The organism is Nonomuraea sp. MTCD27, from assembly GCF_041950495.1.
GTDB lineage: Bacteria > Actinomycetota > Actinomycetes > Streptosporangiales > Streptosporangiaceae > Nonomuraea.
In genome coordinates this window covers 1-23,353 of record NZ_JBGNUW010000045.1, presented here as the reverse complement: position 1 = coordinate 23,353, position 23,353 = coordinate 1, and the positions used below count along the sequence as shown (strand labels likewise).

The window sequence follows — 23,353 nt, the reverse complement described above, 5'->3', positions numbered from 1 at the left end:
ACTGGTGGCTTCCTTGACTCCGGCGTAGCGCCGAGGGCCGTATGTTGACGTTCATCGGAACAGTTCGTCAAGGTCTTCGGAGAGCCTCAGCGCTTGGTCCCAGCCAACTCGTACGAACACCTCCAAGAGCGCCCGGATAGCGGTCAAGCAGAGGGCGTCCGTACGGAGGAGATCGCGATGATCGGTCAAATAGCGCCTGGCCAGGCTCAGGGTAGCGTCCAGCCCGAGCGCTTCACGGGCGTAGCCTCTATCGCCGACGACGGCCTTTTCGGCGGTCAGGACTGCTGCGTGCGGCTCATACGAACAGAGGACGTCGGCCAGTTGTACAATGTGATGGGTTACGGCCGGGTGCTGCACGTTGGTAAGGGCGTCCAGGATTGGAATGGCGTAGCCGCAGAACTTGCGGAAATCCTTATCCGATGCCGGCTGTTCTAGGGGTGAAGATTGAGTTGCCTCGCTAGCGAAGTAAAGTTGCTGCGCGATCTCCTCCGCAATTTTGGCGGAACGCGCCCCTCGCTCCCATGCCATGGTGTGTGGTGGTTGTCCAGCGGATCCCCGCTGGACCCAAGTTTCACCGAGTTGATTCAGGCCGAGGTTGATAATGCGGAAAGCCTGCCTCTGAGCCCCTCTGAGCACTTCGTCGTCCGGATTTAGGAGGCTACGCCAGGATCTCATGGATTGCGTGACTCGGTTTGGGTGATCGCATGGATTAGTCCACCATGCGCAGACCACGGTTTCCGCATGAGCAGTGGCATGGATAGTCGCGAGAGCGGACAGCAGATGAACAGCTTGGGTCGATCGGCTATCACGCAGCTCAACCTTATCGCCTGCGGGATCTGGCGTAAGCACCAGCCAGGACGGATGGTTCGCAAGATCTCGTAGCAGGCGGTCAACATCCTGAGGAAACTTATGAGTTAGCGTACTCAGATGACGAAGCAAGTACGCGCTGACATGCTGGTCAGACTCTTGTACTAGACGCCGTCCAAGTTCAGTCAGCAATTCAGCCGGTTGCTCATAAATGACCACGAGCGCTTTCAGGGAGACGAATCGATAGGCCGGATTTGAGCTGTCAAGGAACGGGCTAAGCGCCGCGGTGAGGTCTTCGCGGTGTGCATTACGCCAGTCAGTGCGCCCGATGAGATATACGAGACCTTGCAGGGCACTCATGGTTGCGGTCATGCTCCAACCGGGAGCGGACCGCACATGCCACGTGCCGCTGACATCATCGACTAGTGCCAGCGCCGATGCCGATGGCAGGGCGCCAAGCAGCGCTCCGAAAATCTTACTGCCCAGCGTTGTGGTGGGGGCGCACTGAGGAACGGTTGCGAGTTGCTCGGCTGTTCTCAGCGCCAGATCGTAGAGACTGTCCTCGTCGCCTTCGCTCTGCTCGCGTCCCTCCGGTGAGACCGCCGGCTTGAGCAATGCCCAGAGGTTGATCAGCTGGGTTTCCGCGTCGGCGCGTTCAGCGGGATCCTTACTTCTAATTCGTTCTGCTGCCTGCATGACCGCGTCGCGGTAATAGGCGACAGTGCCAGCTTCAGGCGATGGGCTATCCCACACCGCCTCGATACTGTCGAACTGGCTCTCATCGGGTGCAGGAACGCCCTCGAAACCCGGGTCCTGGCTGGCTGTCTGCCAACGCGCCTGGGCTTCGACTGTCTGTAGATTCTGCTCAGAGAAACTGCCGATGATTCTTGTACACGCTGCGTCGAGTATGTCCGTCGTGCCCTCCCAGCCATCATTCGAGGGATGGGGGACGGCGATCTGCAGGATAGCCTCTTCGAGCTGGGCGTGCTCAGGGCCGTTAAGCAAAGGTGAAAGTCGCAGCGCCACCTGAGCCGCCTGATGGCGTGTTGTGGGATAATCAAAGAGGTTCGGGGAAAGCAGAGCAGGAAAGAGCGCTCGGGCTAGACTTGGCCGTTGCGCGAGGGACGCCCGAAGAAGCAGATGCTGCCAGACCTCGGCGTGACGCAGGTTCTGGATCACATGTGCCACGACCTGGCTCAGGCGCTCCCCTAGAACGGCTCCCGCGGCATCGCTTGCCGCATCCTCAGCAGCGTCGGCCGTCTGCACAAGCTGCTCGGTCCATGCCTGCACCATGGGCAGGAGCACGTGGTGTCCGGCCGAATACTGCAGAGAATCGCCGAGTAGAGGCCTGGGCGTAGCGGTGTAGTCCGTGAGCGGATTTGGGGGGTAGCGCTGCTCTGTTTCAGCTGCGCGTATCAGAATCCTGGTCGCGGCGGCCAGGTCTGCCTGCAGAATGGCGGGGAACTTGCTTCCTACCTGATACCTCGCACCGTCGAGATCTTGCCGGCGGTTGCTGCTCATACCGAGGATGAGACTGTCCAGTACGGGCGTCGGCTCGTCACGGGTCTCTTGGAATTCCCACACGGACGCAGCGAGCGCAACCGCCAGTTCGGGGTCCAATCGCACTATCTCAGGCAATTTCTCGATGAGCGGGCGCAGGTGAGCCACGCCCCAGGTGTAGATCGCCGTCGGTTGGCAAGCCTCCAAGATGGTGGCGGCGACGGGAGATGGGGCTGCCACCGCTACCAGGGCGAGGAGACGACCGCTCAATTTCGCCAGTTGCGCCCGCGGAGGGTCACTACGGTCGGCGCTGGCCACGCTCATGCTGGCCGCTGCAACACCAGCCAGCTCGCCGAGGTGCTGTTGGATCATGCCGAGATCGTCATTGAACGCGCGTTGTGGGAGCTGTACCGCCAGCAGCGCAAGTCCGACGTTGCCGGTGCTTCGCGCCTCCTGCGCGAGCTTGGCACTCATCACCGTCAGGCCCGCGAACGCGGCTTCGGGGGCGGAGGCACCAGTGGCCGCTACGAGGAAGGCCATCTCGTGTGCGTCAGCGACGGTCCATCGCCCATTCGAGTCACCGGTGGCAGCGGTGCACGCGGCCCCGAGCGGCTCGAAATCGCTAGGCTGTTCAATCTCCAGGACCGCGACCCGGCCTGCCGCGAGCACGGCAAGTGGATGGCCTCCTGAACGCGATGCTAGCCGTAGGGCGAGCGTCCAGAACGAGTCGCGGGACGCGTCGTCTTTCCATACCGTGGCGAGCCGATAGTGGAGACTGGGACGGACGGTGATGGCAAGGTTCGGCGATCCGTCGAGGGCGTCCGCCAAGCTGTCGGGCCGACTCGTGTCGCCCAGCGCCAGCATGGCGACGGCGTAGTCGAACAGCACCGGATGAGCGAACTCGATGGGTGCTGCGGCGTGGCCTGCGGTTGCCGCAGTGTCACGAAGCACACCGCTACTGGAGAGGGCCTCCACGGCAGAGCTTGAGGCCGTGGCCGGTAGATCGGTGAGGTTCAGGGTCTGACGGCCCTGTGCAACCATGCGGGCAACGATCGCACCGAGTGCACGTGTGCGGTCCATTCGGCCTGATGGTTCATCATTTACACGTCGCTCCCAGTAGGCATGTAGCAGATCGACCTGGCTGCGTACCGCCAGAAGGTCGGTTGTTAGACCATCAGAGAGCAGCCCTCCGGCGACATCGAGATTGAAGGGGTTGGCGAGTAGGGCCGCCAATCGTGGTTCGGCGCCCTCGATCAGGTGCCATAGTCGAGGACTGGTGGACTGGAGCGGGGCGAGCTCGGCCTGGGATAGGTTCTGTACGACGACGTGTCGGACGTTTGAGAAGGCAGAATCGCTCTGCTGCTGTTCGATCGGGGGGCCGGCGAACATGTGCCGCCAGCGGTGCCCGTGTCGGAGATCGTAGCTGCGTATTGTCGCCACGACTCTCCAGCGTGTTCCGTTGAGACTCTTGACGAGCTCCGCCATCCAGATCGATGGATCAGCTCCACGTGCCTGGTCCAGCCCATCTATCAGAACGACTCCGCTACCCGACCCTGGCCAGCCGACCAGCACGTCATCGAGATCGTGCGTCACGCCGAGTTCGCTACGAGTCTGCCCCCGCGTGGCACCGAGGTCGTTGGCCCGCAGCACGACTACGTCCATTCCCTCTGCCTGACATTGGGTCGCCAGGGCATGAAGGACGACGGTCTTACCGGCACCAGGCTCGCCTATGATTGCGAGGTTGCCATCAGCAGCGAGAACGGTCGGAAGTACCGTTCTCGGAAGCGAAATGGGACCTTCCGGTGCATGAATCGTCAATGCGCCGGAGATCGTGGCGAGGTTTCTCGCTGAACGGCTACGCAGCCGAGCGATATCGGGCCGAAGCCGCGCTACGGGAAGCAGGAAGACACCTTCCTCCTCCAAACGCTGAACAAGACCACGTCGGTCAAGGTAGGTGCGATCCTCGGCCAGGCGGCGAGCCTCTAGTTCCAGCCGGTCCCATATCCGCGAAACGTCGTCTACGGTCGGAGCAATGCCCTTGATCAGCTGCTGTGCTGCGGCGACGTGATTACCTCCGTCGACGAGATGCACTGCATAGACACCGAGCACCCGGCCAAGAGCGCGCAGATCTTGCTCACCCATTTGCACGCCATGGCGGCCTGCCCACACTCGTCCGAGGTGAGCCTCGATCAGCTTGAATGCCTTCTCCTCGCTCTTGTTCCGATACACCTCTGTGATGGGTACTGTGGCTGGCAGGTCTCGCAAGCGATCAACCACCGGGGCCAACATCTCGTTGACAGTCTTCGGGGCCGCATCGTCGGTCAGAATGAGGACACGGTCCCTCGCCGGATCGAGCGGACGTAGTTGGTCAAGACGTGACGGGCTGTCAGGTACGCCGATCGTTGCGATATCGACCACTTGCTCAAGCGCCTCCGCCAGTGCGGATGACGCCGCCTTGGCCAGATCCATGGCCTTCTTCGCCTGGACGGTCACCCAGCCATCGACGTCCGTGATGATCCCGACGTCATCGACCGGCCGTTCCGTCTGGCCGCCGATCGCGACGACCCTATGGCCACCAGCCCAGGACGGCAGGGGCTCCTCAGCCAGCATGTGCGCCGCGGCCCAAGCGAGGCATCGGGCTTCATGCCCCACGCCTCCAGCTGTCCCAGCCCCACCCGCCGAGCTTCGTGTCATCAAGATCTCCTGCTCTAGGACAGACCTACGGTACGCATTCTGTTAGTTAATAGAGCTGCAGCAGCCCGGCTCAGGCTGAGTACGTTCGGCGGTGTCGGGATCCGCGGTCCTAGCAGCTCAACCAAAAGGACGGCGCCGATACCGAGAAGCGAGAGGAGCGTGGTCTGCCGCGGAGGTGCCATTCGACTACGGCTCATGAAGGTCTTCTCGCCCTGACATAACACGGCGTCGGGCGAGGGCGGAAACGGGTGCCGGACACCACGGCCTCGCCGGAAGTTGTCCGGTGGCGCCAAGCTCATCGAGCCACTGCAGTCCTTGTGCTGTTGCCTGTTGGAGGTAGATCTGCAGCAGGGTGGCGCATGTTCGGGCGTCGCTCTCGGCGTGGTGTGCTGTGCCGTTGCCGAGTCCTTCGGCGGCGGCGCAATCGGCGAGGCGGTGGGAGGGCAGGGGCGGCCCGAAGCGGCGCGCCAGGTTCAGGGTGCACAGGGTCATGAGGTTGTCGGGGGCGTACCCAATGCGGGCGAATTCGGTGCTGAGGACTTCGGTGTCGTAGCGGACGTTGTGGGCGACGACGATCGCGCCGTCGAGCATGGCCGCCACGTCTCCGGCGATTTGCGGGAAGTGAGGCGCTGTTGCCAGGTCGTCCTCGGTGAGGCCGTGGATGTGGGTGGGGCCTGGTCGGCGTCCGGGGTTGATCAGGGTGGAGTAGGTGCGGTCTTCGCTGCCGTCGGGGTGCAGGCGGATGATCGCGATTTCGGTGATGCGGGCCTTGCGGGTGTCGAGACAGGTGGCTTCGACGTCCACGACGGCGTACGGTAGCGAGCCGATGCGGTGCCGGCGCGGCGGTGCGGCAACCTTGGGCGTGTCAAGGTTGACCGCTCGGGTGCGGTCAGTGGTGGCGGCGAGAGCGGTGATGGACTGCTGGGTCTCGGTGACGTCGAGGCGGCGGGCGTAGGAGCGGGTGAGGAGTTCCTCGCCGATGACGTCGTCGTACTTGTCGACGCGTTTGTCGGGGATCAGTGCGGCCAGGGCGAGGGCGTCGGGCACGCCTTCTACGGCCAGGTCGGCCAGGAGGCCTGCGGCGGCTTGCGGGGAGGTGTCGCTGATCAGCAGCGCGGCTCCGTAGCGGACGACGTCGACGCCGTAGGCGTGCAGGGCCAGGCCGAGGGTGGTCATGATGGCGTCGCCGCGGAAGGGGAACAGCAGGGTGTCGTTGCCGTAGCCGACGAGCGGGGTGTCGTGCAGGCCGAGGCGGCGGTAGGCGGCGCGGCCTTCGGCGAGCAGGCTCTGGGCGGTGGCGTCCAGGTAGGCCGGGACCGTGGTGTCCTCGTACAGGCGTCGCATGGTGGTGCGGATGCGGTCGTGGACGAGTGGGCCGGCGCTGGTGAAGCGGGGCGGGCGGCCGCCTGAGGCGCGGGTGACCTCGATGAGCTTGGCGTGGGTGTCGATGGCCTGGATGCGCCAGCGGCGGCCGGCGAAGATGATCAGGCTGCCTTCCGGGAGCGGTTGTTCGATGGGCAGGCTGCCGAGCGTGCGGCCCTCGGTGACGATGCGGTATTCGGTGGGGGCGGCGAAGGCGGCGTAGAAGGTGTGGTGGTTGATCAGCCGCTCCCCCGTCTCTGCGGGCAGCAGGAGCCCGTCGTTCTCCTGGCGGATGAGGTCGGCGGCGGCGAGGTCGCGCAGCAGGGTGGCGAAGGTGGGGCTGTCGACGGCGCGGAAGGGGCCTTGCCCGCAGAGGGTGCGGTAGGCGTCGGCGGGGGTGATGCCGCCGTGCTGGGCGATGAGGGACAGGAGCTGCTGGGTGAGGGTGGACAGGTGCAGGGCTTCGGCGGCCGGGGGCTCGTACCAGCGTTGCAGGAGCAGCTCGATGGTGGCGATGGACTGCACGAGTTGGGCGCGTAGTTCGTCGGCCGGGTGGATGGCCGGGGTGGCTTCGGGTTCGCTGACGTACAGGCGCAGGATGGCGGGTCCGCCTCTGCGTCCGGAGCGGCCGAGGCGTTGCCGCAGGGCGGCCACGCTGGGTGGGGCGCCGAGCTGCGCGATGGAGGTGACGGAGCCGATGTCGATGCCCATCTCCAGGGTGGAGGTGCAGACGGCGGTGGCCGGGCGGGTGTGGTCCTTGAGGCGGGCTTCGGCGTGTTCGCGGATGTCCTTGGACAGGTTGCCGTGGTGCGGGACGAACTCCTCCGGTACGCGGGCGTCCTCGCAGCGGCGGTTGAGCAGGTCGGTGTAGTCCTCGACGGCGGCGCGGGAGCCCGCGAAGACGAGGTTGTGCGAGCCGCGCAGCGTGGTGAACAGGTGGTCGGCGATGGCGAGCCGGTCGCCGGTGGCCACGTCGTCGGCGGCCACCTCCTCGCCGAGGGCTTCGTGGGCGGCGCGGGCGCGCGCGTCGAGGGTGGGCGCGGTCTGGACGTAACCGCGGATCTGCAGGCGGAGCTCTTGCGCGTCGCTACTGGAGACGATCACGGTGACGTCGTCGCCGGCCCGCGGGCGCAGGTAGTCGGCGGCTTTGCCCATGTCACCGAGGGTCGCCGACAGACCGACGCGGGGGATGCGGCGGCGGGCCGCCAGGTCGAGGCGGTGCATGAGGGACTGCAACTGGGCGCCGCGTTCGGTGCCGATAAAGGAGTGCAGCTCGTCGATGACGAGGTAGCGGGTGCCGGCCATCAGGTCGCGGATCTTCCAGCCGCGCAGGACGAACATGGCCTCCAGCGACTCCGGTGTGATCAGCAGGATGCCCCGGGGACGGTCGAGCAGCTTGCTCTTGGATGAGGCGGCGACGTCGCCGTGCCAGCGGGAAACGGTGATGCCCAGATGGTCGCAGAGCTGATCGAGGCGGCCGTACTGGTCGTTGATGAGGGCCTTGAGCGGGCTGATGTATACGGCGGCGAACCCTCCGGTGTCCGGCTGCTCGGTCAGAACCGAGCAGATCGGCAGGAACGCGGCTTCGGTCTTGCCGGAGGCGGTTGCGGCGGCGATGAGCACGTCACGGTCGCCCGCGAGGATCGGCGCGACGGAGGCTTCCTGGGCCTCGCGTAGTTCGCGCCAGTTCTGCTGCCAGATCCACTGCTGGACCTTGGGGTGCAGGCGGTCAAAGGCGTCAGAGGCGGAAGGAGGCGAGGTCGTCATCGCCGGGCTCCTCCTCGAGCGGCGCCAGGTCGGGGTTGGCCTCCGGCACCGGCTCCACCGAGGGCAGGATCTGCCGCCAGTCCACGCCCGGGTTCTGCTCCAGCACGGCCAGCAGGTCGCAGAACGCCTTGATCGTGGTGCGCGGGGTGCGGAAGTAGGCCTCGCCGATGCGGTTGGCGCAGTGGTACATGAACGCGGCCAGCGCGTCGTCGGCCAGCAGGTAGCGGCCGGTGTCGCCGCCGGCTTGGACGTGGCGCAGCTTGGTCAGCAGGACGTACAGGTCCTCCTGGGTGAGCGCGGCAAGGCGCAGCACCGGGCCGGAGTAGTCGACCAGCCCTGCGGCGGCGAAGGTGTTCTCGGCCAACCGTGATTGCAGGGCCGGGTAGCTGAACAAGCCGCGGCGAGAGTCGGCGAGGAACTCCGGCGTGCCGCCGAAGACGAAGCCGAGGTGGGCGGCGGTGCCCTGCAGAGTGTCGTTGAGGATGCGCAGGATCTGCTCGTAGTTGGAGTTGCGTGCCTGGGTGGAGGCCAGCTTGTAGAGGTTGACCATCTCGTCCAGACACACCAGCAGCCCGTCATAGCCGGCCAGCCGAACAAAGCGGCTCATCAGCTTCAGGTGGTCGTGGACGGTGGTGTCGTCGATGATCGTGCGCACGCCGAGCGCGGAGCGGGCCTCGGTCTTGGTGGCGTACTCGGCGCGCAGCCAGCGCACAGCCGCCGATTTGAGCTGCTCGTCCCCGCCGTCGTGGCCGCGCCAGTAGGCGCCGACGACCTCGGCGAAGTCGTAGCCGCCGGTCATCTCGCTCAGATGCGCCAGTCTGGCCCGGATGACCTGGGAGGGGTCGGTGCCGGTCCGCTGGGCCTCGGCCAGCGCGGTGGAGACGAAACGTTCCACCACACTGCTCAGCGCTCCCCCGTCCGGTTTGGCGCGGGTGGCCAGGTTGCGCATCAGCTCGGCGTACAGGCCGCGGGCCTGACCGCCGCTGGAGTGCAGGCGCCGGTCCGGGTTGAGGTCGGCATGTGCCGTGACCAGCTTCTTCTCCATCGCGACCGAGCGCACCAGATGCAGGAAGAACGTCTTGCCTGCGCCGAACTCGCCGATCACGAACCGCACCGCCGAACCGCCGTCGGAGATCCGGTCGATGTCGGTCACCAGCGCCTTCACCTCGGGCTCGCGTCCCACCTGGATGTGGCGCTGCCCGATGCGCGGCACGACTCCGGCCCGCAGGGACTGCAGCAGGGCGTCACGCTCTCGGGGACGGATCGCGGTCGAAGTCACGTCAGCATCTCTCCCAGCAGGTTCCGGTCGACCCAGATCGGGTCGTCACCATCCAGTAGCGGCTCGCCCGCCAGCTCGTAGGCGGCCTCGTTGATGCGATCCAGCGCGCCGTCCGGCAGCAGTTTCCAGCGGGCCGCCAGCTGCTCGAACTCCGCCCGCGAAATCTGCTCCGCCGAGGTCAGTTGGCGTACCAGCCCGGAATGCTGCCCGTCGAGCCCTGCCACGGGCGCGGCGGCGGGCAGCGGTGCGGCGGCCGGCGGGGGCTCGTCCTCGGTGAAGATCGAGCCCAGCAGCGCGCCGACGCGTGCCGTCTCAGCCAGCTTGGCCGCGATCGCCGCCTCGTCCAGCCGGACGAGCGGGGCGACGGTCTGCTCGGCTTGCTGCGGGATGGCGTAGCCGCGTTCTGGCTGCGCTGGGCGGACGATGACCGGTTCCGTCGCCGGGGCGGGCTTGGTGGTGGTCGGCAGGAGAGCGGGATCGAGCTCCAGCAGGCGGTAGATCTTGGTGAGGGTCTTGATCTCGTCCGGCGAGATCCGGCCGTCGGCCCCGGCCACCGCGGTGAGGAACTCCGCCACGTACTGGCGCTGGCCCGCATCGATGCCCGCGATGCGCCGGGTCAGGCCGGTGAGCTTGACCGAGGTGACGGTCAGCCAGCGCAGGTGCGCGTGCAGGCGCCGCCGTTCGTCGGCGGTCAGGTGCAGCGCCCGTTCCAGATGGTCGCTCAGGTGGCGTTGCTCGGTCCCGTCGAAGTCGCCGTCGGCGGCACTGACCGCCGCCGCCAGGTGTAGCAGCAGCGTCGCCGCCTGGTACGCGTCGGAGGCCGCCACCGTCGGGCCGTCTGGCGCCGCGAACAACACCATGGATCCCGAGGTGAGCACCGCGCCGCCCAGACGCGGGTCAGGTTCGACGCCGACCCCCGCCCGCCCCAGCACCTGCGCCAGAGCAACGACGTCCTTCTTGGCCGGCTTCGCCACCTGAGGTGAGGAGATGAAGGCCGAGAACTCTCCCACCGGTACGACGGCGAGCTCCAGCGCGCCGAGCCGGTGGCGCGCCCACGCGATCGCCTGCCCGGCACCGCCGCCGGACAGGTTCGCCAGCTCGACCGGGAGCAGCGCCTGCGCCTGGACCGAACGCTGCCCATCGGGCACTCGGCCGAGGTAACGGCTGTACGCCTCCAGGTCCGCGGTGCACTCGTCAGCCAGCGCGACCAGCTTCCGCGTCGGCGCGGCATATCCGAGCACATCGGGGATGCCAGGCAGGGTCAGCTCGGCGACCCCGCGAAAGCCGGCACTGGCGGGCCGGTAGTCCAGCGTGACCTCCTTGCGGCCCGGTCGCACGATCAGCCCCTGACCGTAGCGAGCGGCGTAGCGCCGCACGAAGAGCGCGTCGAAGTCGGCCGCGCAGCGGGTGGCAGGAGTACGCGGATAGTACTCCGGATGCGAGCGAATCCAGGTCAACGCCCAATCAGCAGGCACAGGTACGCCTTGAGCAGCGAACGCTCCCAGACCGGCGCGCAGCCGTAACGGGGGCGGGTAGTCACGTGTCGGCGCTGGCGCCTTCGCGGAGGGCTCAGCCGTGAACATGTCCAGCACCTGCTCGAACTGTCCCACGTAGCGCTTGAATGCCTTGTGACCACCGTAGATAGCCAGCAGGCGCCGAACTTCCTGATGGATGATCGGCAACTCGAACGCCGCAGTGGAACGGTCCCGCTGCAGGTCGCACAGCACCCGCCGTTCCAGCCCGTAGAAGTAGAGAAACACATAGCCAATCGGCGCCTGCGGAAAACGCCGCCCATCCGCAAGCCAGGCCAAATAAGCCGCCCTCGACTGCGGCGGAATGTCACTGTACGACGGCCAATAGTCCAAACCCCGCCCGCCCCAGTCCGGTTGACGCAGGTCGACGGGCAATGCCGGATTGATCAGCGCCGGGTCCACCGTGTAGCCCGAAGGCGCGGCCAGCTGGGTGCCGACGTAGAGGAGCCCGCCGACGATGTTGTAGCCCGCGATGGTTACTCCCATTCCCGGACGCAGCCATGGATCTACGGGAGTGTACGAACGAGCCTGCGGCGTCGGCGGGACAGAAGCGTGCATCGCGTGGCGACCAGGGCGGGCAGAGGACGGATGTTGGGTGGATGCAGGTTGCGGAGTGGTCCTCGTCGCTGGAGTGGGTTCACGCCGGAACCGGTCCAAGAAGCTCACTGATCACTCCTGCTCAGCCCACCCGGCTCAAAGTTTCATAGACCCGCAGCACCCGGGCCGTCCCCCACATCGAAAACATCAGTCCCTTCTTCCTCATAGCACCAGCAGGAGGGCCTGTTACCGATCCGACGCACTGCAGCAGCACTTATTGATGGTTTCGGTCCGCCCGATATCGCAATGAGAGGCCGCCAAGCCCGTCCGTCGATTGCTGAATGGGGTAACCGCGCGCGTTCCGGGTGAGTGGTACAGCGCCGTCACTTACGAGATCGCGCATGCCGACGCCCACTGCCACTAGGTACATCTCGCTGATCCCACCGGCTCCGTTCTACGCACCGCAACAACTCGAGTAGAGCATTGCTGGTAGGACAACGGGCCACTTGCCGCCATGGGTCGCAACACGCCCATCACGCTAGAGTAATCGACCAGCGACAGAGCGCAGTCCACGTCGATATGTCTGTCAAATTACCATCGACGCTAATAGCGATCTATCCTCGATGTCCGCCTTCAGTTGGCGGCCACCGAGAAGCGGATACGTCAAGCTGGCGCGTTGGACGGAGCGAGGCTATGTGGGCGGACAACGAAACCGAGGTAGATCTTCTCGGCTTCGACTTTCTGGTGGACACGCTGTTCGTGGCGCTCACCGAGCCACGGCTGCTCCCGCTGACGGTGGGCCTCCTTGGGGACTGGGGCTCGGGAAAGAGCAGCCTGATGCGAATCACGCGGCAGGAACTACTGAAGATCCGTGACGACGAAGAGTCGCCGTCACGGTACGTGTGCGTCCAGTTCAGCCCCTGGCAGTACGAGGACTACGACGACGTCAAGGTCGCGCTGATGACCGCCGTGCTCGACGCGGTCGGCGCGCGAGCCGACGGCGATCAGCAGGAACAGGTGTCTAGGCTCCGCAGGTTCGCCCAAGGGCTCGGCCGGTGGGGACGCAGGGGCGGCCGGGTCGCGGTGTCCGCCGCCCAGACCGCAGCTCCCTTCGCGATCCAAGCGATGGACCCAAGCATGGACCCGCAGGTCCTGGACGTGACGAAGGCTGCGGTGAACGCTACGGCGAGCGAAGTCAACAAGCTGCTGGAAGACCCCAAGGTCAAGGAGGTCGCCCTGGGCAACGGCACAGCTGAGGCGATTACGGACGCAGGGCGGTTCCGGACGGAGTTCGCAAAGGTCATCACGACGCTGGAAGATGTCGACGCGGTGGTGGTGTTCATCGACGACCTCGACCGATGCCTGTCCGAAACCGTGGTGGACACCTTCGAGGCGATCCGGCTGTTCCTCAACACACCCAAGACTGCCTACGTCCTGGCGGCCAACCAGGCGGTTGTTGAGTCCGCAATCGACTCGCGCTACCCACAACTGCGGCGGCCCGACGGCACCGGAATTGGAGCCGACTATCTGGAGAAGATGCTGCAGCTCAAGGTGGCCATCCCGCCGCTGTCCGCTCCGGAGGCCGACACCTACGTCAACCTGCTACTGGCCGAACTGCATCTCGACAACGAGCAGTTCGGCAAGGTTGTGGACGAAACCCGTCGTCGCCGCGAAGTCGGCAACCTACAGGTAGCGTTCAACATCGGCGTGGCCGGAGCGGTCCTCGGCGACGTGCCGCCCGACCTGGTGCGCGACCTGAACTGGGCGGCCAGCATCATTGAGGTGCTCGGAGGCGGACTACGCGGGAACCCGAGGCAGCTCAAACGGTTTCTCAACAACCTGCTGCTCAAGCACCGCAGCGCGCAGCGCCGGAAGATCACCCTCGACCTGCCCGTGCTGGCCAAGCTAATGGTCCTGGAGGAACAACACTTCAGCGACTTCCAGCGCCTGTTCGACTGGCAACTCACCTCGCCCGGCTCCATCCCGGAGCTTGGGGCGGCGGAATCCATCACGCGAGCCGTATCGACCACCACCGAATCGGAGACCGATGAGGACACGTCACCTCCGAAGGAAGGCAAGACCGCCGACGAGTCTTCGAGTGCCCGCCGATCACCCACCTCTAATCGGAGACGGAGAGCTGCCAAACAGCCGCAGGTCGCCGAAGAGGTGCGGGCGTGGGCGGACAAACCGCATGTACGTGCGTGGCTGCGGTTAGAGCCTCCGCTCGGCGAAGTAGACCTGAGGGCGTACTTCACCTACTCCCGCGACAAGCTCGCCTTCGGCGTCGCCGTCACGCGACTGCCTCCGCACCTGCAGGAGCTGCTTACCAGGGTGCAGACCGAGGTCGCCGGTCTGCGGCGCCACGCGTGTGACGAGATCGCAAAGCTCCCTGACGACGAACGTGTCCAGCTCGTGGAGGCGTTAGTGGAGATATTGACGCGGCGACCCGGCGGTCCGGCGTTCATCGCCGCGCTCGAACTCGCCGAGCGGGCGCCCGACACCCTGTCGGCCATCTGCGACGCCTTGATGCGGATCCCACCCCAGGCCGTCCCGCGCGGACAAGCTGGGAACGCCGTCCTTCGCTTGCCTGCCGATAACCCGACGGTGTCCGCCCTGCTGGACCGCTGGGAGAGCAGCGACACCTCCGGACTGAAGGGCGTGATCAGCGCCGCGCGTGAAGCACAACGACGCAGCGGCCGGCGCTGATGGGCACCTCTACCGATCGGGCCGCAGGCAGCGGCGGAGCGTGGACCCCACTCAAACACGCGGCCGCGTCCTACGTACGTGGGCTCACTTCCGGATCTCCGAGCACCCGCATGTATGCCCAGCGGGTGCTCTCTCGCCACATTCCCGTGTTGGGTGGAGCTGCTGGTGCTGCAGCCGGTGCCCATGCCGGACGCAGTGGCGTCCAGCGCCTCGGCGCCTTGCTCGCTGGAGTCGGCGGAACTGGGCTTGAAAACACGCTGACCTCACTGGGACTGGCCGCTCTCGTTGGCCGAACCAGATTCGACGTGCTTGATGAACTGATCACCTTCATCGCGGGAGACGGCGACGACCTGGACTCCCAAGCCGCCCGCGACGCCGCGTGCGACGTGCTGGACGAGGTCTTCGGTGACGCCGATACGTGGACCGAGCTGACCGACACCGCCGAGATGACCGTCTCGCGGGAGAACCTGCTTACCCTGCTGGAAACGTTCCTCGCCCAGTACGTCTACAACCGGGTTCCTGTCATAGCCGAACGCCTCAGCCGCATCACCGATCCGCACGCCGTGCGCCAAGCCGACGAGGAAATGCGCCAGATCATTCAGGTCCTCGTCTCGCTGCGCATCCCCAACGACCCCTTCACGGTTGACTGGGCTGGCCCCGAGGGACACCGGATTGCTGAGGATACCGTCCGCATGACTTACGAGGCCCTGCAGGGACTGGACGGAGACATACAGTGACCACCTACCTGGTGCGAACCGATCTCACCACCTCGGTGACCGAACCCGACGGCCTCCGCCTACTCGACTGGGCCCCGGGGCGGACCTCAGCCACGATCCAAACCAGCAGCGCCGGAGCCGAGTTTTTCGCTGGCTGGCGACCACCCCGGCCGGCTGCTGACCTCCTCTTGCTGGGCGCGGCTGCGTACTGCGCAGACAAGACCACCCGACGGCGCGGCACACCGGACTCCTGGACGAGGGAAGTTACCCTCCGGCTTCCCGTCGAAGACATTGCCGCTTGGCAAAGCGCTGGCTTCGAGGCGGCCTTGCGGTTTCTGACCGGCGACCACTGGGAAATCAGTCCCTACAATTCCGATGGGTGTAGCTCCCTCTCAGGGACTGTCTGATCTGGGTTGTTGAGGTCTATCAGAGGAGTGGCGACTACCTCTGTCGCGGGTCTGGATGGTCACAAGTTTTGATCACCCTGCGGTGCAGGCTGATCGGGTGGGCGCAGGCGTCCCAGCACACCATCGACGAGTTCCCACCCGTCGATTTCGATTGGTTTGGCAGTCGCGAAGTCGTGGCCACGCTCCAGGGCTTCGTCCAGTAAGGCACGGACCACCCCTGGGCGGTGCAGGTTGAGGTAAGCGCTGTCGCTGGTTCGTAGCACTCCGCCGTCGTGGAACATACCGTCCTTGACCAGACGGCCGGGCCCTCCATGGAAGACGATGACCAACTGGCCCGGGGCTCCCACCTGCCGGAGACGCAGAACCTCCCGGCAGTCATACCGTGGGAGACCTGCCTCGTCCTGGTAGCGCTCGTGACGATGACCTGCTCCCCAGCGGTAGGTGAGCGATCCGACGACAAGACGGCGGGGAGGACGGCTTCGACCCATGTCGGATCAACGTAGTCGGTGCTCGACTACAACCTCAAAGGATTTGGGTGTAGCTCTTCCTCAGCGACCGGAGTGATCAAGCCGTGAGGCAGTATCCGTCCTGGTAGTCATTCTGGTGGACCCGTTCGTGCTGCCGGGCGCGGTGAAAACGCCAGTATTCGTCGAGGTCACCGTTGGCGATCAGGGAGCGGAGTTTCAGGATGGCTTCGGCTCCGGCCAGGCCCCAGCGTGCTCCGGCGAGGTCGAATCTGTCGGCGATCAGATGGCGGCAGGCGCCTTCGATCACGCCTGTCGCGATCGGCCATCCCGCCTCCAGCGCCTGGTCGTAGCGTAGATACTCGAGGTTGTTGGTGAGGTAGCGGATGCACGCGTCGATGCCGTCGCGGCGGTGGGTGGCCGTGATGGCGGCCTGGCCGGACAGTGCGGTGACGACGTGGCCGGTGTGCCCGGCCAGCAGGGCCAGAGCGTGACCGGCGACCCAGTCCTCGGCGGCCGGCGCCGCGGGAGGATGCACGCTCCAGGCGGCAGCCCATAATTTCTCCAGCACGTGGACGAAGTCGATGACGATGCCGACTCCGATACCGCGGCGGGCAGCCTCCGCCGTGATCAGATCGAGCTGGTGGCGGGCTCCGTCGACGAGCACGACCCAGGGACGGGCATGGCCGGGATCACGGGCTTGGGCGTGGTCGAAGACCTTGGCGATCACTGCGGCGGGGCCGGTGATGATCGAGCCGCACAGCCACTTGCGCATCGCGGACGGTCTGGCGCGCGGCAGGCGTTGCCCGGCCCGGCCGCCGGGGACGGCGATCACATCGTGCGGCCGGCGGGGCGCGGGCTCGGCGTCGTAGACCACCCCGAGGGTGGCCATCCGTTTGCGGGCCGGTTTCTCGCCCGCTGCCAGCCGGGTCCGGAAGGTGGCGCGGGCGCGGGCGGCGGCCTTGGCGGTCGCGGGCCGCAGCGCCTCGGGGCGCATCGCGATGCCCTTGCCGTCCACGCTGATCGCCAGCACCGTGCAGGCCGTGCACGGCAGCACGGTCCGCGCGGCGTAGAAGGCGTCGACATCGACCGCCGCCGCCACGATCGCCTGCTCGATCTGCCGTTTGCCGATCACGTTGCCGCAGCGCGCGGCCAGCGCCGCGTGCGCGGCGTCGAACGAGCCGCGCACCGTCTCGATGACCGCGAGCTTGGCCAGCCCGGCCGAGTGCCGCACCGCCGGCAGCGACAAGGCGGCGTCGGCCGGATAGAGATTGCGCACCCCTGGGGCGCGCCAGGCGCACCGGGTGACCGTCACCGTCCCGACGAGAGTGGCGAGCAGGCGGTGATGCCCTGTCTCCAGCCGTGGCCGCAGCACGCCGTCGGACCCCATCACCTGTGCGGATGCTTCTGCGGCCGCGTCCTGGCGGGCGTGCTGCGCCTGCTGCCGCTCGCGCAGCGCCCGCAGATCAAGGTGTGCTTGCAGCAGTTGGCGTTGCAGCTCACGGCCCTGCTCGACGATCGTCTCTTCCAGCCGGTCATGGGTCAGCATGCCGGACGCCGTGTCGGTGAGCTGTCCGATGAGCCAGTTGAAGGTGTTCCTCGCCTCCGCAAAGACGTCAGCGGCCAGGCCGGTGTCGTACGGTGCCTGCATAGGGCTCTTCTCTCGCCGGGGACGATTGGTTGGCACCTTTGAACCTGACGGTGGAAGAGCCCTGCCGCAATCACCCGTCCGGTGACGAAGCAGATGACGCCGCGATGCCGTCCCGTGACCCTCCGTCGCCCTGCCCGGACACCTCACGCGCCACCGGCTCGGTCACCATGAACAACCCCGGCCCTTCCTCCTGCGCCCAGCCGCGTTCCACCAGCCGCTTCAGCTTCGAGCGCAGCCCTTCCCGCTTGGCGGCCTCATCCGGCAAGCCCATCGCCACCGCGATCTGCCCGGCCCGCATCGCACGCCCCGCATCGGTCATGATCTCCACCGCGTCCCGGTACGCGCGCGGCAGCATCGCCGCCTTCATTCCCGGCTGCCACGGCGGCACCGTCACCACACCGAGCACCGGCGGCCGTACCGGAACCGCTCCGGCCGCGTCGATGCCCCCGCCTGCACTTTCGGCCGTTTCCATGGACTCACTGACCAGTTCGGCCGCCTCGCCCAGGATCTCCTCCACCGTCTCCCGCGTGATCACCAGCCGCGACAACCGGTCGTGCTCATCCTCCAGCCGTGACTCCAAGGCGGCGATCTGCTCGCGGATCTCCGCGATCCGCTGCCGGGCCACAGCCTCACGCCGTGCTAGCTCCTCCAGCAACGAGCCCACCGTCACCACCGCCTCACCGTCTGCACTCACAGTAGAAGGCGGTTCCCGGACTAAACAGTCACGACGACAAAAGCCCAGCTCAGGCACTCACTGAGAAAGAGCTACACCCAATTCCGATCGCCACCCACTCGCTGGTGTGGCCGGCGTTCCCACTGCCGGCAGGCCGATTGGGCTCGACGTGGACGGTATATGCCTGTTCTCCGGCGGCCTCGACTCGCTGTGTGGCGTCATTGACCTTCTAGAAGAAGATTCCGAGCGGCGACTGTGCCTGCTGTCCCACCACGAAGGCGGACAGGCGTCCTCCGCACAACAGCTCCTCCTCGACGAGCTCAACGCACACTACGGCGGCGAGCGCATCGCCTCCCGCCGCCTCTATCTGCGACCCGCCCCCGCGAACAGCCACCAAGCACGCTCGCTGCCTAGACCACGCGAGAACACCACTCGATCTCGGTCACTGCTCTTCCTCTCCGCCGCGCTGGCCCTCGCCGCCGCTGAGGGATCAAAGACGCCGGTGTACGTACCGGAGAACGGCTTCATCGGCATCAACGTGCCCCTCACTCGTTCCCGCGTTGGCAGCGCGAGCACCCGCACCACCCACCCACACTTCATGCACCAACTCGGTACCGCCGCCACCGCGGTCGGCGTGTCGAACCCGGTGTACAACCCGTACCGGTTGCGAACCAAGGGCGAAATGCTTGCCGAATCTCGTAACATCGAGCTGCTGCGCCGCCTGGCACCGCTGAGCATCTCCTGCTCGCATCCTGAGACCGCCCGGTACGTAGGCCGCAAGCAAGGCAACTGCGGATACTGCTTCCCCTGCCTGATTCGCCGCGCGTCGCTGGCGCACGTCAGATGGGACAATGACGAGTACGCCTACGACGTGTTCGCCGAGGAGGACTGCACGATCCTTCTTAACCGCCGCAGTCGCCGCGGAGCGGACCTGCGGGCTGTGATGGCCGGTGCCTTCGCGGATCGACCGGATCGAGACGTTCTCCGCAACGGCCCGCTCCCACAAGGCGAACGCGCAGCCTTCACCGGAGTCTGGCGACGAGGGCTTGCGGAGCTTCGCGCCTGGCTAGCCAGCGGAGCCTGCGGGGCTTTGGCCGAGCTGTTGGAATCTCGATCGTGACGACTCCGGTGTTGACCGATACCCACTGCCATCTCGATGCCTACGACAACCCGGTCGCGGTCCTGGATAACGCGCACGCCGCCGGGGTGCACGTCATCGCCGTAACTGAAGACCCTGGCAAGTACCGCCTCCTGCGGACCCGCCTTGGTCGACGCGACGGTGTCGACGTCGCGTTGGGCTTCCACCCACTTCGCGCAGGAGGCGCATCCCCTCACGATCTCGCCCGATTTCTCCGGCTCTTGCCGCAGGCTACGTGGATCGGCGAGATCGGACTCGACTTCTCTCGTGCCGGGGCGGCAACCCGCAAGCAGCAGCTTCGCGTGTTCGAGGCGATCCTGGCTGACCTCCAGACACGGACCCAGCCCGTCACCGTCCACAGCCGCGGTGCCGAGCGTGAGACCATCACTCGACTGGTGCAAGCGCAGGTGCCGGCGATTCTGCATTGGTACACCGGGCCTCTGGCCGCTGTGGACGACGCACTTGCCGCAGGGCTGTGGTTCTCGATCAATCCGGCCATGACTCGGTCGAAGAAAGCTCTGCCGCTGCTGCAACGGCTTCCGCCAGACCGTGTACTGCTGGAAACCGACGGCCCCTTCGCGCGCTGTGGAACCCGCTCAGCCGTTCCATCTGATCTCCTCGGAACACTCGATCATCTCGCCCAGTTCTGGGGGACATCGGCCTATGAAGCGCACACGGCGGTCACGCAGAACCAACAGCGACTTCGCGGTGCAGACAGCGGACCACCACCGACCTGACGGGCAGCTTGCACTGCCGACACCGACGTCCAGAACGCACACCATCGCCAGCCGCATCACCAGCGTCCCCGGCCGAGGAATCGTGAGCAGGGGCCGCGCCGGGGACTGGATCTGGAACGCTTCCGCGATTTCGGGGCGCATGCGCAGGTCGATGATGCGCTCTGGAGCCGCATCGGTCCGAGGCGGTGCTCAGCGCGTCGCTTGATCGAGGAATTGGTAGGCGCGGTGGTTGTTGTAAGGACTGTCGCACCCGGCGCAAGGCATACCACCACAGCAAGCTTCGGTCGAAAGGCGCCAGCAGCCGGGCTAAACCCCGCATCAAGATCCGGTTGGCCACAGCATCCCTTTTGTATGGATATGCGCTTATACGAGGAGTTGTGTCATCGCGCTAAGAGACTGGGTATTGCCCTGATGTCACCGCAGACGCCCCTGTAGACGCTGTAACCTCTGTTGTTGCTCAGCTTCGCGTAATGCCTGCCGCGCCATTTCTCAAGTGGCACTTACGTGACCTCTCTGCAAATACCCCAGGGGGTTGGATGTCGCGATGGTTCAAGTGTGATCTCCAGGTGGCGACGCCTGCGTGGGACTTCAAACGACCCACCGACTGGGCGGGGGACCTCGATCATCCCGATTCGGCGATGAGAGCGCAGAACCGGGAGGCTTTTGCCGATCTATACATGGCGGCGCTCAAGCAACGCGGCATAGAGGTCATCGCACTGGCCGACCACCACACCGGCGCGTGGATCGAGGTGATGGCCGCCGCTGGCCGGCGTGCCGGAGTCTTCGTCTTCCCTGGCGTCGAGGTGACCACGGGCACTGGCTCTGATGGTGTCCACCTGCTGCTCATCGGAGACCTCAACAAGACCGAGCGCGACATCGAGATCCTGCTGGCGCGCACCTGCGGCTTCGACGAGGACTCCCCTCCGCTGAATCCGTCCACCGGCCGACCTGCCCCGTCCCCGCGCACTATCAAGGAGATCCTCGACGACCTTCCCCCTGGTTGGCTGGCCGTGGCCCCGCACGCCTTCAACGACAACGGCATCGCCTCGAAGAAGACTGTCCAGGGCACCGCCCGGTGGCAGGCACTTCATCATGACAACCTTTCCGCGATCGACGTCGGGGACATTTCCTCGAACCGGGCCGACCGGGCGTGGAATCAGCGTTTCCGTACGCGTGACCTCGACGATTTCCCCTGTCTCGAACGTCTCGCGTTCGTCAGCACCTCAGACGCCTACTCGGTCGATAGGCTGGGCATGCGGTTCACCTGGATCCGCATGGCCGAGCCCTCCATGGAGGGCCTGCGCCAGGCGTTCCTCGACTACGACGCGCGTATCATCTGTGACTGGGACGAACGCCTCGGCAGATATCCTGAACGTAACCCTAACCTGGTGACCCATCCCTGGCTCGAATCCGTCGCACTGGGCGGTACGCTCGGCAATTCCCGGCGAGGGCTGAACCTCGAGTTCTCCCCCGGGCTCAACGTGCTGATCGGCGGGCGCGGCGCCGGTAAATCCACCGTGGTCTCGGCGATTCGGCGTATCTACGGCGACACCACCAGCCTGCCCGACAAGGTGAAGGCCGATCTCGACGAATTCAACCGAAGAATCTTCGCCGAAGCCGAGCTCGCCGCTATCCACCATCTTCCCGTTTCCGGCGAGACGCAGACCGCGCAATGGAGTGCGTCACTAGGGCGGACAACACATAGGGGCTCGACGACCACGCTGACCAGTTTCCCAGTTCGGGTCTTCAGCCAGAAGGAATTGTACGAACGCGTAACCCCCGACTCGGACGATCCCTACACCGCTTCGCGCCACCTGCTCTCCCTAATAGACGAGGCCCTGGACGCCTCCGGCGACGGCAGGCGAACCGACTTCATGACGGAGCTCACCAAGGCCGAGAACGCCTGCCACCTTCTCGTCACTCAGCACCTGCAAACGGAGCAGGAACTACAGCAGCGCACTGAACTTCATGCCCGCGTCAACGAACTCGCCAGGCAGGTGGCCCACCTCGACAATCCGGCCACCCAGGAACGGCGCCGCGCCAACGAGGCCGTTCTCAATGAACATGAGCGATTGGAAGCGACTGCTGGCGAGTTGGAGCGCTCCATCGACGAGATACGCAACGCTGTTGAGCGGGCTTTGCCTGCTGCGGAGTCCGCCGGGCAGGACAACCCCCACCGGGAACTCCTCGTCACGATCCGGTCCAACCTGCGGAACGCCCTTCTCACCGCCCTTTCCGAGTCGGCGAGCCGCACCGCGGACGCCCGCCTGTCCAGGCGGGAAGGGGACTGGGCGGCCCGCGTCCAGCAGGCACGCGATGACGACACGGAATACCAGGCCGAGCTGAGCGAACTCGGTGTGGATCCGGAGCAGTACTTTGCCCTGCGGGAGGAACTCACTACCGTTCGCCAGCGGCTGGACGCATTGGAGGCGCTGGCTGAACAATCGCGTGGGCACACGACCTTGATCGCGAACAGTTGGCAAGCCTTGGCACTCGTCCATGGCCGCCGTACACAGCGGCGCCTACGGTTCATCGATGACGTCGGCACGCGCAGCAAAACGCTGCGCTTTCACCTCATCCCGCTGTCCGACTGGCTCGGATGGGCGCGAACGATACGCGAGATCCTCAACCTGCGAAGCGACGGCTACATCGAGGAGGTCCGGGCACTCGCCCGCTGGCTGTGGACCGGTCCCGCCGCATCCCGCGAAGAGAGGCTGGAGCTCTGGCGAACCGCGTTGATCTCGAATCACTACACCGCCCTTCTCGGTCGCATCAACGAGGACACGGCGGAGCGGATCCGGCCGGCCTGGTGGAGCAAGCTGGGCAAGCTCGACCGGATCGTACGCATCCGCGTGGCCACTACCGTGGCTGACGACGTCCTCACCATGCGCTTCCTGAAGAACAATGGAGATCCAGAACGAGACGGCGACTGGCATGACGTCCTGCACGGCTCACCGGGCCAGCGCAGCGCGGCCATGCTGAGCTTCGTCCTCCACCAAGGCACCGAGCCATTGATCTTGGATCAGCCAGAAGACGATCTGGACACCACCCTGATCTCCGAACTCATTGTCACCCAGTTGCGGGAAAGCCGGTGGAAGCGTCAGCTCATCGTCATCACCCACAACCCCAACATCCCCGTACTGGGCAATGCCGACCGGATCATCGTCTTGGAGAGCGCGGAGGACTGCATCCGCGTCAAGGCGACAGGTCGCCCGCACGTCGGTCCGATTGATCTTCCTGAGGTCCGGGTGGACGTCAAGGCCGTTGCGTTCTCGGCTGATGAGACTGCTGCACCCCTGGGTCGAGTGGCCGAGTAGGAGCGCCCCGGTGCGGAGATGACAAACGCGACCCCTGATGATCGTCGGTGTCTAGCCAGTCGATCA

At 65.8% G+C, this 23,353-nt stretch carries 12 protein-coding genes; 5 read left to right on the top strand and 7 right to left on the bottom strand.

Features of this window, described 5'->3' with window-relative positions:
* Positions 1–51: 51 nt before the first annotated feature.
* From ACBJ59_RS60600 to ACBJ59_RS60585, 4 genes are all read right to left on the bottom strand, one after another.
* Entirely contained in the window at positions 52–4,917 is a 4,866-nt protein-coding gene (locus tag ACBJ59_RS60600) for a hypothetical protein (protein WP_375118996.1), read from the bottom strand.
* 270 nt (positions 4,918–5,187) lie between these two features.
* Complete coding sequence (locus ACBJ59_RS60595) at positions 5,188–8,130, bottom strand: DEAD/DEAH box helicase (protein WP_375118995.1); 2,943 nt, start codon at positions 8,128–8,130, stop codon at positions 5,188–5,190.
* Positions 8,102–9,409, bottom strand: a complete 1,308-nt coding sequence (locus tag ACBJ59_RS60590) for an ATP-binding protein (protein ID WP_375118994.1) — start codon at positions 9,407–9,409, stop codon at positions 8,102–8,104. The genes ACBJ59_RS60595 and ACBJ59_RS60590 overlap by 29 nt, the downstream gene beginning before the upstream one ends.
* On the bottom strand, positions 9,406–11,427 hold the full coding sequence (locus tag ACBJ59_RS60585) for a TerB N-terminal domain-containing protein (RefSeq protein WP_375118993.1): 2,022 nt from the start codon (positions 11,425–11,427) through the stop codon (positions 9,406–9,408). The genes ACBJ59_RS60590 and ACBJ59_RS60585 overlap by 4 nt, the downstream gene beginning before the upstream one ends.
* 744 nt (positions 11,428–12,171) lie before the next feature.
* Here ACBJ59_RS60585 and ACBJ59_RS60580 point away from each other — a divergent pair.
* The gene (locus tag ACBJ59_RS60580; protein ID WP_194244258.1) at positions 12,172–14,184 is read left to right on the top strand and encodes a P-loop NTPase fold protein; all 2,013 of its coding nucleotides are present in this window, start codon (positions 12,172–12,174) and stop codon (positions 14,182–14,184) included.
* Between the two features lie 305 nt (positions 14,185–14,489).
* Positions 14,490–14,921 carry a hypothetical protein gene (locus ACBJ59_RS60575; protein WP_228011239.1) on the top strand — a complete coding sequence of 144 codons (432 nt, stop codon included), beginning with the start codon at positions 14,490–14,492 and terminating at the stop codon, positions 14,919–14,921.
* Positions 14,922–15,366: 445 nt separating this feature from the next.
* On the opposite strand, the gene ACBJ59_RS60570 is transcribed toward ACBJ59_RS60575, so the two are convergent.
* The 3 genes from ACBJ59_RS60570 to ACBJ59_RS60560 all read right to left on the bottom strand — a co-directional run bounded on the left by ACBJ59_RS60570 (position 15,367) and on the right by ACBJ59_RS60560 (position 18,095).
* Positions 15,367–15,636 (bottom strand): hypothetical protein, encoded by a 270-nt coding sequence (locus ACBJ59_RS60570; RefSeq protein ID WP_375118992.1) that lies wholly within the window; start codon positions 15,634–15,636, stop codon positions 15,367–15,369.
* Positions 15,637–15,871: 235 nt separating this feature from the next.
* Entirely contained in the window at positions 15,872–17,422 is a 1,551-nt protein-coding gene (locus tag ACBJ59_RS60565) for an ISKra4 family transposase (protein WP_375118991.1), read from the bottom strand.
* A 70-nt stretch (positions 17,423–17,492) separates the two neighbouring features.
* Entirely contained in the window at positions 17,493–18,095 is a 603-nt protein-coding gene (locus ACBJ59_RS60560) for a hypothetical protein (RefSeq protein WP_375118990.1), read from the bottom strand.
* A gap of 127 nt (positions 18,096–18,222) precedes the next feature.
* Here ACBJ59_RS60560 and qatC point away from each other — a divergent pair, with 127 nt between their 5' ends.
* The 3 genes from qatC to ACBJ59_RS60545 all read left to right on the top strand — a co-directional run bounded on the left by qatC (position 18,223) and on the right by ACBJ59_RS60545 (position 23,287).
* Positions 18,223–19,215 carry a Qat anti-phage system QueC-like protein QatC gene (gene qatC, locus ACBJ59_RS60555; RefSeq protein WP_375118989.1) on the top strand — a complete coding sequence of 331 codons (993 nt, stop codon included), beginning with the start codon at positions 18,223–18,225 and terminating at the stop codon, positions 19,213–19,215.
* Complete coding sequence (locus ACBJ59_RS60550; RefSeq protein WP_228011238.1) at positions 19,212–19,970, top strand: TatD family hydrolase; 759 nt, start codon at positions 19,212–19,214, stop codon at positions 19,968–19,970. The genes qatC and ACBJ59_RS60550 overlap by 4 nt, the downstream gene beginning before the upstream one ends.
* Before the next feature lie 536 nt (positions 19,971–20,506).
* Positions 20,507–23,287, top strand: coding sequence for a TrlF family AAA-like ATPase (locus ACBJ59_RS60545; RefSeq protein ID WP_375118988.1), 2,781 nt, complete (start codon positions 20,507–20,509; stop codon positions 23,285–23,287).
* The last annotated feature ends 66 nt before the right edge of the window (positions 23,288–23,353 follow it).